Origin of the sequence: Segatella copri, from assembly GCF_009494835.1 — a bacterium.
Taxonomy (GTDB): domain Bacteria; phylum Bacteroidota; class Bacteroidia; order Bacteroidales; family Bacteroidaceae; genus Prevotella; species Prevotella copri_F.
Genome location: NZ_VZBE01000009.1, coordinates 13009 through 25747, shown reverse-complemented (window position 1 = coordinate 25747; position 12739 = coordinate 13009). Strand labels below are relative to the sequence as shown.

General features: G+C 42.5%; 24 protein-coding genes. All 24 read right to left on the bottom strand.

Annotation, left to right across the window (positions count from 1 at the left end; genetic code table 11):
- Window positions 1–13: 13 nt before the first annotated feature.
- Window positions 14–190, bottom strand: coding sequence for a 50S ribosomal protein L30 (gene rpmD / locus F7D47_RS01815; RefSeq protein ID WP_006848818.1), 177 nt, complete (start codon window positions 188–190; stop codon window positions 14–16).
- Window positions 191–206: 16 nt separating this feature from the next.
- On the bottom strand, window positions 207–719 hold the full coding sequence (rpsE, locus tag F7D47_RS01810) for a 30S ribosomal protein S5 (protein WP_006848819.1): 513 nt from the start codon (window positions 717–719) through the stop codon (window positions 207–209).
- Between the two features lie 6 nt (window positions 720–725).
- Window positions 726–1070 (bottom strand): 50S ribosomal protein L18, encoded by a 345-nt coding sequence (gene rplR / locus F7D47_RS01805; RefSeq protein WP_022122151.1) that lies wholly within the window; start codon window positions 1068–1070, stop codon window positions 726–728.
- 18 nt (window positions 1071–1088) lie between these two features.
- A complete protein-coding gene (gene rplF, locus F7D47_RS01800) occupies window positions 1089–1661 on the bottom strand; it encodes a 50S ribosomal protein L6 (RefSeq protein WP_022122150.1) in 573 nt (190 codons plus the stop codon).
- Window positions 1662–1675: 14 nt separating this feature from the next.
- Window positions 1676–2071 (bottom strand): 30S ribosomal protein S8, encoded by a 396-nt coding sequence (gene rpsH, locus F7D47_RS01795; protein WP_006848822.1) that lies wholly within the window; start codon window positions 2069–2071, stop codon window positions 1676–1678.
- Between the two features lie 74 nt (window positions 2072–2145).
- Window positions 2146–2448, bottom strand: coding sequence for a 30S ribosomal protein S14 (gene rpsN, locus F7D47_RS01790; RefSeq protein WP_006848823.1), 303 nt, complete (start codon window positions 2446–2448; stop codon window positions 2146–2148).
- A gap of 5 nt (window positions 2449–2453) precedes the next feature.
- Window positions 2454–3008, bottom strand: a complete 555-nt coding sequence (gene rplE / locus F7D47_RS01785) for a 50S ribosomal protein L5 (protein ID WP_022122149.1) — start codon at window positions 3006–3008, stop codon at window positions 2454–2456.
- Window positions 3008–3325 carry a 50S ribosomal protein L24 gene (rplX, locus tag F7D47_RS01780; RefSeq protein ID WP_006848825.1) on the bottom strand — a complete coding sequence of 106 codons (318 nt, stop codon included), beginning with the start codon at window positions 3323–3325 and terminating at the stop codon, window positions 3008–3010. Before rplX ends, rplE begins: the two co-directional genes overlap by 1 nt.
- Before the next feature lie 20 nt (window positions 3326–3345).
- A complete protein-coding gene (gene rplN / locus F7D47_RS01775; protein ID WP_006848826.1) occupies window positions 3346–3711 on the bottom strand; it encodes a 50S ribosomal protein L14 in 366 nt (121 codons plus the stop codon).
- A gap of 2 nt (window positions 3712–3713) precedes the next feature.
- Complete coding sequence (gene rpsQ, locus F7D47_RS01770; protein WP_006848827.1) at window positions 3714–3980, bottom strand: 30S ribosomal protein S17; 267 nt, start codon at window positions 3978–3980, stop codon at window positions 3714–3716.
- A gap of 2 nt (window positions 3981–3982) precedes the next feature.
- Complete coding sequence (rpmC, locus tag F7D47_RS01765) at window positions 3983–4177, bottom strand: 50S ribosomal protein L29 (RefSeq protein WP_006848828.1); 195 nt, start codon at window positions 4175–4177, stop codon at window positions 3983–3985.
- A gap of 2 nt (window positions 4178–4179) precedes the next feature.
- Window positions 4180–4608: a 50S ribosomal protein L16 gene (gene rplP / locus F7D47_RS01760; RefSeq protein WP_006848829.1), complete on the bottom strand. Its 429-nt coding sequence runs from the start codon at window positions 4606–4608 to the stop codon at window positions 4180–4182.
- A 16-nt stretch (window positions 4609–4624) separates the two neighbouring features.
- On the bottom strand, window positions 4625–5356 hold the full coding sequence (gene rpsC / locus F7D47_RS01755; RefSeq protein WP_006848830.1) for a 30S ribosomal protein S3: 732 nt from the start codon (window positions 5354–5356) through the stop codon (window positions 4625–4627).
- Window positions 5357–5365: 9 nt separating this feature from the next.
- Window positions 5366–5770, bottom strand: coding sequence for a 50S ribosomal protein L22 (rplV, locus tag F7D47_RS01750; RefSeq protein ID WP_006848831.1), 405 nt, complete (start codon window positions 5768–5770; stop codon window positions 5366–5368).
- Between the two features lie 35 nt (window positions 5771–5805).
- A complete protein-coding gene (gene rpsS, locus F7D47_RS01745) occupies window positions 5806–6072 on the bottom strand; it encodes a 30S ribosomal protein S19 (protein ID WP_006848832.1) in 267 nt (88 codons plus the stop codon).
- Window positions 6073–6082: 10 nt separating this feature from the next.
- Window positions 6083–6910 carry a 50S ribosomal protein L2 gene (gene rplB / locus F7D47_RS01740; protein WP_022122147.1) on the bottom strand — a complete coding sequence of 276 codons (828 nt, stop codon included), beginning with the start codon at window positions 6908–6910 and terminating at the stop codon, window positions 6083–6085.
- Window positions 6911–6918: 8 nt separating this feature from the next.
- Window positions 6919–7212 (bottom strand): 50S ribosomal protein L23, encoded by a 294-nt coding sequence (gene rplW / locus F7D47_RS01735; protein ID WP_006848834.1) that lies wholly within the window; start codon window positions 7210–7212, stop codon window positions 6919–6921.
- 15 nt (window positions 7213–7227) lie between these two features.
- Window positions 7228–7857, bottom strand: coding sequence for a 50S ribosomal protein L4 (gene rplD / locus F7D47_RS01730; protein ID WP_022122146.1), 630 nt, complete (start codon window positions 7855–7857; stop codon window positions 7228–7230).
- On the bottom strand, window positions 7857–8471 hold the full coding sequence (rplC, locus tag F7D47_RS01725) for a 50S ribosomal protein L3 (RefSeq protein WP_022122145.1): 615 nt from the start codon (window positions 8469–8471) through the stop codon (window positions 7857–7859). The genes rplD and rplC overlap by 1 nt, the downstream gene beginning before the upstream one ends.
- 19 nt (window positions 8472–8490) lie before the next feature.
- A complete protein-coding gene (gene rpsJ, locus F7D47_RS01720) occupies window positions 8491–8796 on the bottom strand; it encodes a 30S ribosomal protein S10 (RefSeq protein ID WP_006283658.1) in 306 nt (101 codons plus the stop codon).
- Window positions 8797–8908: 112 nt separating this feature from the next.
- Window positions 8909–11023 carry an elongation factor G gene (gene fusA, locus F7D47_RS01715; RefSeq protein ID WP_022122144.1) on the bottom strand — a complete coding sequence of 705 codons (2115 nt, stop codon included), beginning with the start codon at window positions 11021–11023 and terminating at the stop codon, window positions 8909–8911.
- A gap of 27 nt (window positions 11024–11050) precedes the next feature.
- The gene (rpsG, locus tag F7D47_RS01710; protein ID WP_006848838.1) at window positions 11051–11527 is read right to left on the bottom strand and encodes a 30S ribosomal protein S7; all 477 of its coding nucleotides are present in this window, start codon (window positions 11525–11527) and stop codon (window positions 11051–11053) included.
- A gap of 181 nt (window positions 11528–11708) precedes the next feature.
- Window positions 11709–12089, bottom strand: coding sequence for a 30S ribosomal protein S12 (gene rpsL, locus F7D47_RS01705; RefSeq protein WP_006848839.1), 381 nt, complete (start codon window positions 12087–12089; stop codon window positions 11709–11711).
- Window positions 12090–12332: 243 nt separating this feature from the next.
- A complete protein-coding gene (locus F7D47_RS01700) occupies window positions 12333–12659 on the bottom strand; it encodes a DUF3467 domain-containing protein (protein WP_006848840.1) in 327 nt (108 codons plus the stop codon).
- Between the last annotated feature and the right edge of the window lie 80 nt (window positions 12660–12739).

Genomic DNA, 12739 nt, shown 5'->3' with positions numbered 1-12739 from the left:
TTAAAAAGATTAATTAATCAACTACACTTACGAGGTGATGAACCTTACGGATCATACCACGGTTGCTAGGAGTATCCTCTACCTCAACAACCTGAGAAATCTTGTGGAGACCAAGACAAGCGAGAGTACGCTTCTGATCTACTGGAGCACCGATTTTACTCTTAATCTGCTTGATTTTAATTGTTGCCATATTCGATTTTTCCTAATTAACCGTTAAATACTTTATCCATACTGATACCACGCTCACCTGCTACAGTATAAGCATCACGCATCTCTGCAAGAGCTGCGATAGTAGCCTTCACAAGGTTATGGGCATTTGAAGAACCCTTAGACTTAGCGATGACATCCTTGATACCTACGCTCTCAAGTACTGCACGCATAGCACCACCGGCCTTCAAACCAGTACCGGCTGCAGCTGGCTTAATAAGAACCTTAGCACCACCAAATGAAGTTTCAACCTCATGAGGAACAGTACCCTTGAGTACAGGAACCTTTACCAAGTTCTTCTTAGCAGCTTCAGTACCCTTTGCGATAGCAGCAGTAACCTCACCTGCCTTACCAAGGCCGTAGCCGATTACGCCATTACCGTCACCTACAACGACGATAGCAGCGAATGTGAAAGTACGACCACCCTTTGTAACCTTAGTTACACGGTTGATAGCAACCAAGCGATCCTTAAGTACTTCTTCGTTATTTACTTTTACTTTATCCATTGCCATAATCGTTTAAAATTTAAGACCACCATTACGAGCACCTTCAGCCAACTGCTTTACACGACCATGGTAAAGGTAACCATTACGGTCGAAAACTACTGCCTCAACGCCAGCAGCCTTAGCCTTCTCAGCAATGAGCTCGCCAACCTTAGTTGCCTGCTCCTGCTTAGGCATCTTCTCCAAACCGAGTGAAGAAGCAGATGCAAGTGTAGTGCCTGTCAAATCGTTAATAACCTGAGCGTAAATCTGCTTGTTAGAGCGGAATACACTAAGACGTGGACGCTCAGCTGTACCGTTCACACTCTTACGAATGCGGAACTTTATCTTAATTCGTCTTTCTACTTTCTTTGTTGTCATAATCGTAAATAATTAAAATTACTTAGCTGAAGCACTCTTACCAGACTTTCTGCGAATAACTTCACCCTTAAAGAGAATACCCTTACCTTTATAAGGCTCAGGCTTGCGGAAAGAACGAATTTTTGCACAAACGAGTCCCAACAACTGCTTGTCGCAAGACTCCAATGTCAAGATTGGGTTCTGGTTTCTTTCAGACTTAGTCTCAACCTTAATCTCCTTAGGCAACTGGATGAAAATAGGGTGAGTGTAACCCAAAGCAAACTCAATGATATTACCCTGGTTAGAAACACGATAACCAACACCTACCAATTCCAAAACCTTTGTATAACCAGCGCTTACACCAACAACCATGTTGTTAACGAGAGAGCGGTACAAACCGTGGAAAGCCTGCTTCTGCTTAATATTTACAGGACTATTTTCATCGATTTCAAAGCTAATATGACCATCTGCATTATTAAACTTGATAGATGGATCAATCCACTGAGAAAGTTCACCCTTAGGGCCCTTTACTGTGCAAACATGAGAAGCCTCATCATAATTTACAGTAACACCTGCAGGGATACTAATTGGCAATTTTCCTATTCTAGACATATAAAAGCCTCCAATTAATAAATATAGCAAAGAACCTCGCCACCGATCTTAAGATCAGAAGCTTCTTTGTCTGTCATTACACCTTTGGATGTAGATAAGATTGCAATACCTAATCCGTTAATAACTCTTGGCATGTCCTTGTAACCGGTATACTTACGCAAACCTGGAGTTGACACGCGCTTCAAACACTTGATAGCGTTTTGCTTTGTAGTTGGGTTGTACTTCAAGGCAACCTTAATTGAGCCCTGAGGACCATCCTCTACAAACTTGTAATTGAGGATGTAACCTTTCTCGAAGAGGATCTTAGTGATCTCTTTCTTCAAGTTAGACGCAGGAACTTCTACAACACGGTGATGAGCCATGATTGCATTTCTGAGTCTTGTCAGATAATCTGCTATTGGATCTGTCATAAAATATAAATGTTTAATTAATCGGGACTACCCCGACAATATTAAATAAAAAAATATTCTTACCTTTGAAAGGATTACCAGCTAGCCTTCTTTACACCTGGAATCAAACCAGCAGAAGCCATCTCACGGAACTGGATACGAGAAATACCGAACTGACGGATATAACCCTTTGGACGACCAGTAATCTTGCAACGATTGTGAAGACGGATTGGGTTTGCATTCTTAGGGATAGCCTGAAGCTTACGAGCTGCCTCGTATGCTTCGGCTGGATCATTAGAAGTTGCAATAATCTTTTTCAGTGCTTCGCGCTTTTCAGCGTAACGAGCTACAAGCTTTGCACGCTTAACCTCGCGAGCTTTCATTGATTCTTTTGCCATATCTCTTAATCTTTATTTGCGTTCTTGAATGGAAGACCAAAAGCCTTCAAAAGAGCAAAACCTTCTTCATCAGTCTTAGCTGTTGTTACGAAGGTAATATTCATACCCTGAATACGATCGATCTCATCGATATTAATCTCAGGGAAGATAATCTGCTCAGTGATACCTAATGTATAGTTACCACGACCATCAAACTTGCTCTCAATACCCTTGAAGTCGCGAATACGAGGAAGAGAAACACGAACGAGCTTCTCCAAGAACTCGTACATACGCTCACGACGCAATGTTACCATAACACCGATAGGCATCTTCTTACGAAGCTTGAAGTTTGCAATATCCTTTTTAGAATATGTAGCAACAGCCTTCTGACCGGTGATAGCAGTAATCTCATTGATTGCTACATCAACAATTTTCTTGTCCTGAGTAGCATCACCAAGACCCTGATTGATGACAATCTTCTTCAATACTGGAATCTCCATAGCTGAAGAGTAGTTGAACTGCTTCTGAAGAGCAGGAGCGATTGTCTCCTTATATACTTTCTTTAACTGTGCTGTATCCATTACTTGATTTCCTCCCCTGACTTTTTAGCGATGCGAACAACGTTTTTACCCTCATGCTTGATAGCAACACGAGTAGCCTTGCCACTCTTAGGATCAATCAAACTCAAATTTGAGATATGAATAGGAGCCTCCTGCTTAACAATACCTCCCTGAGGATTCTTAGCAGATGGCTTAGTGCTCTTAGAAACCATGTGCACACCTTCTACGATAGCACGGTTCTCCTCAACGAGGACCTTAAGCACCTTACCAGTCTTGCCCTTATCTGCACCGGCAATAACGATAACGGTATCGTCTTTCTTAATATGTAACTTACTCATTACTTCTTACTTTTTAAATATTAAAGAACCTCAGGTGCCAAAGAAACGACTTTCATATTTACTGCACGAAGCTCACGAGCAACAGGACCGAAGATACGGCTACCACGAAGCTCACCTGCATTGTTAAGCAATACACAAGCGTTGTCATCGAAACGGATGTAAGAACCATCTGCACGACGAATTTCCTTCTTTGTGCGAACAATCAAAGCCTTTGATACTGCACCCTTCTTCAAATCACTTGATGGGATAACGTTCTTGACTGCAACAACAATAACGTCACCAACGCTAGCGTAACGACGGCCTGTACCACCGAGAACTCGAATGCAAAGAGCCTCACGAGCACCGCTGTTATCACATACTGTAAGTCTTGATTCAGTCTGTATCATAATTACTTAGCTTTTTCAACAATTTGTACTAATCTCCATCTCTTTGTCTTAGACAGAGGACGAGTCTCCATGATCATAACTGTATCACCTACGTTAGCCTCATTATTCTCGTCATGTGCATGGTACTTCTTTGTCTTCTGGACAAATTTACCATAAATAGGGTGCATCTCCTTGAACTTAGCTGCAATAACAATGGTTTTATCCATCTTGTTGCTAATAACAACACCCTGTCTTACTTTTCTTAAATTTCTTGTTTCCATCTGGACCATTATTATTTGTTAAGTTCTCTCTGACGAAGTTCAGTTTTCATACGTGCAATATCACGACGAGCAACCTTAATCTCTGATGGATTCTCAAGTGGAGTTACATTATGATTGATCTTCTTCTTGTTCAAAGCATCAACAGCTGCCTCCAACTTCTCAACCAATTCTTTGGTCTCGATATTTTTAATTTCTGCAATCTTCATAATTAAGCGTTTTTATCGTAATCACGTCTAACAATAAACTTAGTCTTAACAGGAAGTTTCTGAGCGCAAAGGCGAAGACCTTCTTTTGCAATATCGAAACTAACTCCTTCAACTTCGAAGAGAATTCTTCCTGGTGTAACAGGTGCAACCCATCCTGCAGGATCACCCTTACCTTTACCCATACGGACATCAGCAGGCTTGCGAGTGATTGGCTTATCAGGGAAAATTCTAATCCAGACCTGACCTTGACGGTTCATATAGCGGTTCAATGCTACACGAGCTGCCTCAATCTGACGACTATCGATCCACTTTGATTCAAGAGTTTTGATACCAAAAGAACCGAAAGCCAATTGTGTACCTCTGTGAGCGTTGCCTTTGTTGCCACGACCATCTTGAGGTCTTCTATATTTAACTCTTTTTGGCTGTAACATGATAGCTTTCTAAAATTTAACGGTTATTGTTTCTTTTACGATTACCACCACGGTTGTTAGAGCGACCGTTACCACGGTTGTTGCTCTTATTGTCCTGTGAGAAGTTTGGAGTAAGATCAGCCTTACCATAAACCTCACCACGGCAAATCCAAACCTTAATACCAAGCAAACCTACCTTTGTAAGTGCCTCGCACTGGCAGTAGTCGATGTCTGCGCGGAATGTATGAAGAGGAGTACGACCCTCTTTGTACATTTCTTTACGTGCCATTTCAGCACCATTCAGACGACCTGTAATCTGTACCTTGATACCCTCAGCGCCAGCACGCATGGTGTTAGCAACTGCCATCTTGATAGCGCGACGATAAGCAATCATGTGCTCAATCTGAGTCGCAATATTCTTACCAACGATAGTAGCATCAAGTTCAGGCTTTTTAACCTCGAAGATGTTGATCTGAATATCTTTCTTATAAAGCTTCTTCAACTCTTCCTTCAACTTATCTACATCCTGACCACCTTTACCAATGACAATACCTGGACGGGCTGTACAAATAGTAATGGTAACAAGTTTCAATGTACGTTCGATAATAATACGAGAAATGCTTGCTTTAGCAAGACGCTCGTTAAGATACTTACGGATTTTCTGATCCTCAACGAGGTTATCACCGAAGTTCTTACCACCGAACCAATTTGAATCCCAACCACGGATAACACCAAGTCGGTTACTAATCGGATTAACTTTCTGTCCCATTCTACTTAATTATTTTTCGTCATTAGTTTTTGCATCAACAAAAAGAGTTACATGGTTAGAACGCTTACGAATTCTATAACCACGACCCTGTGGTGCAGGTCTCATACGTTTCATTGTAACGCCTTCGTCAACGAAGACCTTACTGATATAAAGCTCACCGTCTTCAGCCTTGCGATTATTCTTAGCTTCCCAGTTAGCGATAGCTGAACGAAGTAATTTCTCTACATCAGCTGATGCCTGCTTCTTAGAGAAGCGAAGTACTCCGAGTGCACGGTTAACCTCCATACCACGAATCATGTCTACTACATAGCGCATCTTACGTGGAGAAGAAGGAACGCCTACCAACTTTGCGAAGTACAAGTTTTTACGGGCTTCTTTCAATTTCTCAGCCGCAATATGTTTTCTTGCTCCCATTATTTACTTAAATTTTAAATGGTTTAACCCTTAGCTTACTTTCTGTTACCAGAGTGACCGCCAAAGCGACGTGTTGGAGCAAACTCTCCAAGCTTGTGGCCAACCATATTCTCTGTAACATAAACAGGGATAAATTTGTTACCGTTATGAACTGCAACAGTATGTCCTACGAAATCAGGAGATATCATTGAAGCTCTAGCCCATGTCTTAACAACATTCTTCTTGCCACTCTCGTTCATAGCGAGAATCTTCTTCTCGAGAGAAACGTTGATGTATGGACCTTTTTTAAGTGAACGACTCATAATTTACTCTTTATTTTTTGTTAGCTCTTTCGATAATATACTTGTTAGAAAGCTTCTTAGGTGCGCGAGTCTTAAGACCCTTAGCGTACAAGCCCTTACGTGAACGTGGGTGACCACCACTCTGGCGACCTTCACCACCACCCATTGGGTGATCAACAGGGTTCATAACAACACCACGGTTGTGTGGACGACGACCCAACCAGCGAGAACGTCCAGCCTTACCAGACTGTTCAAGAGCGTGATCAGAGTTACCAACACTACCAACTGTAGCCTTACAAGCACTCAAAATCTGGCGTGTTTCACCAGAAGGGAGCTTAATTACACAATAACTGCCCTCACGAGAAGTCAACTGAGCAAAATTACCAGCCGAACGAACCAACAAAGCACCCTGACCAGGACGCAACTCGATGTTGTGGATCACTGTACCTACAGGGATGTTTGCCAAAGGAAGACAGTTACCGATCTCAGGAGCAGCTTCTGCACCTGACATCAAAGTAGCGCCTACCTCAAGTCCGTTAGGAGCAATAATGTAACGTTTTTCACCATCAGCGTAGTAAAGCAATGCGATACGAGCCGAACGGTTTGGATCGTACTCGATTGTCTTAACAACTGCTGGAACACCATCTTTCTCACGTTTGAAGTCGATTAAACGATACTTCTGCTTGTGACCACCGCCAATGTAGCGAACGGTCATCTTACCGGTGTTGTTTCGACCGCCGGTAGAACGTTTACCGTAAACGAGAGACTTCTCTGGCACGGATGCAGTAATATCCTCGAACGTGCCAATAACCTTGTGTCTTTGACCCGGAGTAACCGGTTTTAATTTACGTACTGCCATTTTTTATTTTAAATATTGCTGTAAAAATCAATTGTATCGCCCTCCTTAAGAGTAACGATTGCCTTCTTGAACGCATTCTTCTGACCCTTAACAAGACCTGCCTTAGTGTAACGGGCAGAGCGCTTGCCAGCGTAACGAATAGTGTTCACGTCAACTACTGTAACATTATACAGACTCTCAACTTCCTTCTTAATCTCGAGCTTATTAGCCTCAGGACGAACAACGAAGCCATAGCGGTTAGGCTGCTTGTCTGTAATCTTGGTCATCTTCTCAGTAACCAATGGTTTGATAATAAATGCCATATTCTAATATCTCCTTTATTTTGTTAAGATCTGGTCGATAGTCTCCAGCGACTTTTCTGTAATCACTACTACATCAGCGTTCAAAACTTTGTACGAATTGACGTTAGATGCGAGGATAACCTCAGCGCGCTGTAAGTTACGTGCAGACAAATATACGTTTTTATTTGATTCTGGCAAAACGAAGAGCACTTTTTTGCCCTCAATTTTAAGATTCTTAATAATACTTAAGAATTCTTTAGTCTTTGGAGCCTCAAATGTAAAGTCTTCCAACATTACAATTGCGCTTTCCTGTGCCTTATAAGACAGAGCAGACTTACGAGCAAGAATCTTTACTTTTTTGTTGAGCTTGAAGCGGTAATCACGTGGCTTAGGACCAAAAACGCGAGCACCACCTACGAGTACAGGTGAGTTAATATCACCACGGCGAGCACCACCGCCGCCCTTCTGACGACCAAGCTTACGAGTAGAACCGCTCATCTCGCTTCTCTCCTTAGACTTAGCTGTACCCTGACGCTGGTTAGCGAGATACTGCTTTACGTCAAGATAGAGAACGTGATCGTTAGGCTCAATGCCGAAGACTGCATCATTAAGAGCTACCTTGCGGCCGGTCTCCTGACCTTTGATATCTAATACGCTAACTTCCATTATTTCTCAATTAAAACAGTTGAACCTTTGCATCCAGCGAAAGAACCCTTAACAATAAGAAGATTCTGCTCTGGAATTACCTTTAACACCTGAAGGTTCTGAGTTGTAACTCTGTCACCTCCCATTTGGCCGCCCATGCGCATACCCTTGAATACCTTTGCAGGGTAAGAACAAGCACCAATAGATCCCGGCTTACGAGCGCGGTCATCCTGACCGTGAGTAGACTGACCTACACCACCGAATCCGTGACGCTTAACAACGCCCTGGAAGCCTTTACCCTTTGATGTACCAATTACATCAACGAACTTGCAATCGTTGAAGATTTCAACTGTAATTGTGTCACCGAGGTTGTACTCCTCATCAAACTTGAACTCGGCCAAGTGCTTCTTAGGTGTTGTGCCTGCCTTCTTGAAGATTCCCATCATAGGCTGAGAAGTACGCTTCTCCTTTGCCTCTTCGAAACCTAACTGATAAGCCTTGTAACCATCCTTTTCTACAGTTTTCACCTGGGTTACAACACAAGGACCTACTTCGATAACAGTGCACGGAATATTCTTACCGTCGGCACTGAAAACGGATGTCATTCCGATTTTCTTTCCAATTAATCCTGGCATTTCAATTTAATTTAAATAATTAGACTTTGATTTCTACTTCTACACCACTTGGCAATTCAAGCTTCATCAAGGCATCAACTGTCTTAGCTGTTGAGCTGTAGATGTCAATGAGACGCTTGAAATCTGAGAGCTGGAACTGCTCGCGAGACTTCTTGTTAACGAAAGTACTGCGGTTTACAGTAAAAATACGCTTGTGTGTTGGCAATGGAATAGGACCACTAACGATAGCGCCTGTTGCCTTTACAGCCTTCACAATCTTCTCAGCTGACTTGTCAACCAACTGGTGGTCGTAAGACTTCAGCTTAATTCTGATTTTCTGACTCATTTTTAAAATTAAGTTATTATTATATGAATTATTTAGTCTAATGGAAGAAGAGGTACGCTGCTTAAGAGTCATTCGCTAAGCAGCGCCTAATCTTACCGTTATTTCTTTGTTATTAAAGAAGATCTGCGTGACCCTTAACCTCCTCCAACACAGCCTTAGCAATTGTTGAAGAAAGAGGTGCATGATGATCGTACTCCATAGAACTTGTTGCACGACCAGAAGTGATAGTACGCAAAGCTGTTACATAACCGAACATCTCAGCCAATGGAACCATTGCCTTTACGATGCGAGCACCGCTACGACCTTCTTCCATACCCTGAACGAGACCACGGCGCTTGTTCAAGTCACCGATTACGTCACCCATGTTCTCTTCTGGAGTAACAACCTCTACCTTCATGATAGGCTCCATCAAAACTGGACCAGCCTTAGGGCAAAGTACCTTGAATGCCTGATGTGCTACCAACTCGAATGACAACTGGTCAGAGTCAACTGGGTGGAAGCTACCATCGGTCAAAGTCACCTTCAAACCTGTCATTGGGAAGCCACCGAGCACACCATTTGACAAGCAATCAGCGAAGCCCTTCTGTACAGATGGGATGAATTCCTTAGGAACGTTACCACCCTTAACCTCGTTGATGAACTGCAAGTCGCCTTCCTTGTAATCCTCGTCCTTAGGACCGATGGTTACATCGATACAAGCAAACTTACCGCGACCACCAGACTGCTTCTTATAAGTTTCACGGCTCTGAGCTGTCTTAGTGATAGCCTCCTTGTAGTTAACCTGAGGCTTACCCTGATTACACTCAACCTTGAACTCACGCTTCAAACGGTCGATGATGATATCCAAGTGGAGCTCACCCATACCAGAGATAATTGTCTGACCGCTCTGCTCGTCTGTACGAACTGTGAAGGTTGGATCCTCCTCAGCCAACTTAGCGAGACCATTATCCATCTTAGCGATGTCTGCCTGGCTCTTTGGCTCTACTGCGATAGAAATCACAGTATCAGGGAATGTCATAGACTCCAATACGATTGGGTGTTCCTCGTCACAGAGTGTATCACCTGTACGGATATCCTTGAAACCTACACCTGCACCGATATCACCAGCATCGATAGACTCCATTGGGATTTCCTGCTTAGAGTTCATCTGGAACAGACGGCTGATACGCTCGCGCTTGCCAGAACGTGGGTTGTAAACATAAGAACCAGCAACGACCTTACCTGAGTAAACGCGGAAGAATACCAAGCGGCCCATGAATGGGTCAGTAGCAATCTTAAATGCGAGAGCAGATGTTGGTTCATCCTCAGATGGTTTACGATCCTCTTCCTCCTCTGTATCAGGGTTAGTACCGATGATATTTGGAGTATCCATTGGTGAAGGCAAGAATGCACATACATAGTCGAGCAATGGCTGAACACCCTTGTTCTTGTATGAAGAACCGAGCAACATTGGGCAGCACTCCATAGCACAGCAACCCTTACGGATAGCAGCAAGAAGCTTTTCTTCTGGAATATCCTTACCATCAAGATAAAGTTCCATAACCTCATCATCGAAGTTTGCAGCACCCTCAAGGAGCTTATCACGCCACTCAGCAGCCTCGTCAGCCAAGTCTGCAGGGATATCCTCTACATCATACTCAGCACCCATAGTCTCATCGTGCCAAAGGATAGCCTTCATCTTAATGAGGTCAACTACGCCCTTGAAGTTCTCCTCTGCACCAATAGGAATCTGAATAGCAATTGGATTAGCGCCCAAGATATCCTTCATCTGCTGAACTGTCTCGAAGAAGTTAGCACCAGAACGGTCCATCTTGTTTACATAACCGATACGAGGTACATTATACTTATCAGCCTGACGCCACACAGTCTCAGACTGTGGCTGAACACCATCAGCTGCAGAATATGTAGCAACAGCACCATCAAGTACACGGAGAGAACGCTCAACCTCAGCAGTGAAGTCAACGTGTCCCGGAGTATCGATCAAGTTGATCTTATAAGACTTACCGAGATAGTTCCAGTTACAAGTTGTAGCCGCAGAAGTGATAGTAATACCACGCTCCTGCTCCTGGGCCATCCAGTCCATTGTAGCAGCACCATCGTGTACCTCACCTATCTTATGAGTCTTACCTGTATAGAACAAAATACGCTCAGAAGTTGTTGTCTTACCAGCATCGATATGCGCCATGATACCGATGTTACGAGTCAAATGTAAATCGCGATTTGCCATTTTCTTTTAACTATATTATATATTAAATTAGAATCTAAAGTGAGCGAACGCACGGTTAGCCTCAGCCATACGATGCATATCCTCCTTACGCTTAAATGCACCACCCTGATTATTAAAAGCATCCATAATCTCTGCAGCAAGCTTATCAGCCATAGTCTTACCACCGCGCTTACGTGCAAAAAGAATAAGATTCTTCATAGAAATACTCTCCTTACGATCAGGACGAATCTCTGTAGGAACCTGGAAGGTTGCACCACCGATACGACGGCTTTTAACCTCTACCTGAGGAGTAATATTATCAAGTGCCTGCTTCCAGATTTCAAGAGCAGACTTTTCCTCGTTAGACATCTTAGCCTTTACAATGTCAAGTGCATTGTAGAAAATCTCATAAGATGTATTCTTCTTTCCATCATACATCAAATGATTTACGAACTTTGAGACCTTCTGGTCATTGAAGACAGGATCTGGAAGGATCACTCTCTTCTTTGGTTTTGCTTTTCTCATTTTAAATAAAACTTTTTTTTAATTCTGCATGGGGCTGTATAATGTTCTTCAACGCTCGCACCCGAGCATTTACTCAACCTGATTACTTCTCCAGCAAAACTTTTATTAAATATTTTAACCCCAACTCCCGACCTTCTCCGACCGTGAGTCTGCGGTTTTGTCTAAAATTTAAGAAGCTATATTACTTCTTTGCCTTAGGACGTTTAGCTCCGTACTTAGAACGACGCTGTGTACGATTCGCAACACCTGCAGTATCAAGTGTACCACGAACAATGTGATAACGTACACCAGGAAGGTCCTTTACACGACCACCGCGAACCAAAACAATTGAGTGCTCCTGCAAGTTGTGACCCTCTCCTGGAATATAAGAGTTTACTTCCTTTGAGTTTGTCAAACGTACACGTGCAACTTTACGCATTGCTGAATTAGGCTTCTTAGGAGTTGTTGTATAAACACGAACACAAACACCACGACGCTGAGGACAAGAATCCAAAGCTGGTGACTTGCTCTTGTCTACAAGAACTCGTCTGCCTTTTCTTACTAACTGTGAAATAGTAGGCATAATTTTACTTTTTAATTTATATATTTATTTTTATTTATTGTCTTATTTCGATGTAAGCCACTACTTTATAGAGCCTTTTCGGGGTGCAAAGGTACGATTTTTTCGGCAAACTACCTAAATATTAAGGAGACTTTTAAAAAACGAAGGCTAGTTTTAACTTTATATAACTATTAAAAACGAATATTATAAAGAAAAAGCGGAATTTAGCAGAGAATTTAGTCTTAGTATGTATGCTGTAGTACATTATGCCTCACCTTTTGGTGTGCCGAATGGAGCGATTGTACGTTCTTGCTCATCAGACAACTTAATTTTACCGAAGGACTGCTCATAGTTATAAATATTGCTCTGCAATGCCTGGAGCAATCGCTTAGCATGCTCAGGTGCCATGATAACACGACTCTTGATCTGAGGCGCAGGCATGCCAGGAAGTGCACATGCAAAATCCAAGATGAAGTCTGAACTAGAATGAGTAATCAGTGCCAAGTTAGAGTATGTACCCTCTGCAACTTCAGGGCTGATGCCCATCTGGAACTGATTCTGCTGCTGTTGATTATTCTTATTTTCTTCCATAATTTTACTAAGTTAATAGGATTAAACTTTAAATGATAGTGCAAATTTACACATAATATCTGAAAAAAACGAATAATCTG

Excerpts from the sequence above, each read along its gene's own strand:
- F7D47_RS01700 (WP_006848840.1), bottom strand. The coding sequence starts at position 12,659 with ATGGAAGAAAATAAGAATAATCAACAGCAGCAGAATCAGTTCCAGATG.
- rpsG (WP_006848838.1), bottom strand. The coding sequence starts at position 11,527 with ATGAGAAAAGCAAAACCAAAGAAGAGAGTGATCCTTCCAGATCCTGTC.
- rpsN (WP_006848823.1), bottom strand. The coding sequence starts at position 2,448 with ATGGCAAAAGAATCAATGAAAGCTCGCGAGGTTAAGCGTGCAAAGCTT.
- rplC (WP_022122145.1), bottom strand. The coding sequence starts at position 8,471 with ATGCCAGGATTAATTGGAAAGAAAATCGGAATGACATCCGTTTTCAGT.
- rpmC (WP_006848828.1), bottom strand. The coding sequence starts at position 4,177 with ATGAAGATTGCAGAAATTAAAAATATCGAGACCAAAGAATTGGTTGAG.
- rplX (WP_006848825.1), bottom strand. The coding sequence starts at position 3,325 with ATGAGTAAGTTACATATTAAGAAAGACGATACCGTTATCGTTATTGCC.
- fusA (WP_022122144.1), bottom strand. The coding sequence starts at position 11,023 with ATGGCAAATCGCGATTTACATTTGACTCGTAACATCGGTATCATGGCG.
- rplD (WP_022122146.1), bottom strand. The coding sequence starts at position 7,857 with ATGGAAGTTAGCGTATTAGATATCAAAGGTCAGGAGACCGGCCGCAAG.
- rpmD (WP_006848818.1), bottom strand. The coding sequence starts at position 190 with ATGGCAACAATTAAAATCAAGCAGATTAAGAGTAAAATCGGTGCTCCA.
- rplW (WP_006848834.1), bottom strand. The coding sequence starts at position 7,212 with ATGGCATTTATTATCAAACCATTGGTTACTGAGAAGATGACCAAGATT.
- rplR (WP_022122151.1), bottom strand. The coding sequence starts at position 1,070 with ATGACAACAAAGAAAGTAGAAAGACGAATTAAGATAAAGTTCCGCATT.
- rpsJ (WP_006283658.1), bottom strand. The coding sequence starts at position 8,796 with ATGAGTCAGAAAATCAGAATTAAGCTGAAGTCTTACGACCACCAGTTG.
- rplP (WP_006848829.1), bottom strand. The coding sequence starts at position 4,608 with ATGTTACAGCCAAAAAGAGTTAAATATAGAAGACCTCAAGATGGTCGT.
- rpsL (WP_006848839.1), bottom strand. The coding sequence starts at position 12,089 with ATGCCTACTATTTCACAGTTAGTAAGAAAAGGCAGACGAGTTCTTGTA.
- rpsQ (WP_006848827.1), bottom strand. The coding sequence starts at position 3,980 with ATGGTCCAGATGGAAACAAGAAATTTAAGAAAAGTAAGACAGGGTGTT.
- rplF (WP_022122150.1), bottom strand. The coding sequence starts at position 1,661 with ATGTCTAGAATAGGAAAATTGCCAATTAGTATCCCTGCAGGTGTTACT.
- rplE (WP_022122149.1), bottom strand. The coding sequence starts at position 3,008 with ATGGATACAGCACAGTTAAAGAAAGTATATAAGGAGACAATCGCTCCT.
- rpsH (WP_006848822.1), bottom strand. The coding sequence starts at position 2,071 with ATGACAGATCCAATAGCAGATTATCTGACAAGACTCAGAAATGCAATC.
- rpsC (WP_006848830.1), bottom strand. The coding sequence starts at position 5,356 with ATGGGACAGAAAGTTAATCCGATTAGTAACCGACTTGGTGTTATCCGT.
- rplB (WP_022122147.1), bottom strand. The coding sequence starts at position 6,910 with ATGGCAGTACGTAAATTAAAACCGGTTACTCCGGGTCAAAGACACAAG.
- rplV (WP_006848831.1), bottom strand. The coding sequence starts at position 5,770 with ATGGGAGCAAGAAAACATATTGCGGCTGAGAAATTGAAAGAAGCCCGT.
- rplN (WP_006848826.1), bottom strand. The coding sequence starts at position 3,711 with ATGATACAGACTGAATCAAGACTTACAGTATGTGATAACAGCGGTGCT.
- rpsE (WP_006848819.1), bottom strand. The coding sequence starts at position 719 with ATGGCAATGGATAAAGTAAAAGTAAATAACGAAGAAGTACTTAAGGAT.
- rpsS (WP_006848832.1), bottom strand. The coding sequence starts at position 6,072 with ATGAGTCGTTCACTTAAAAAAGGTCCATACATCAACGTTTCTCTCGAG.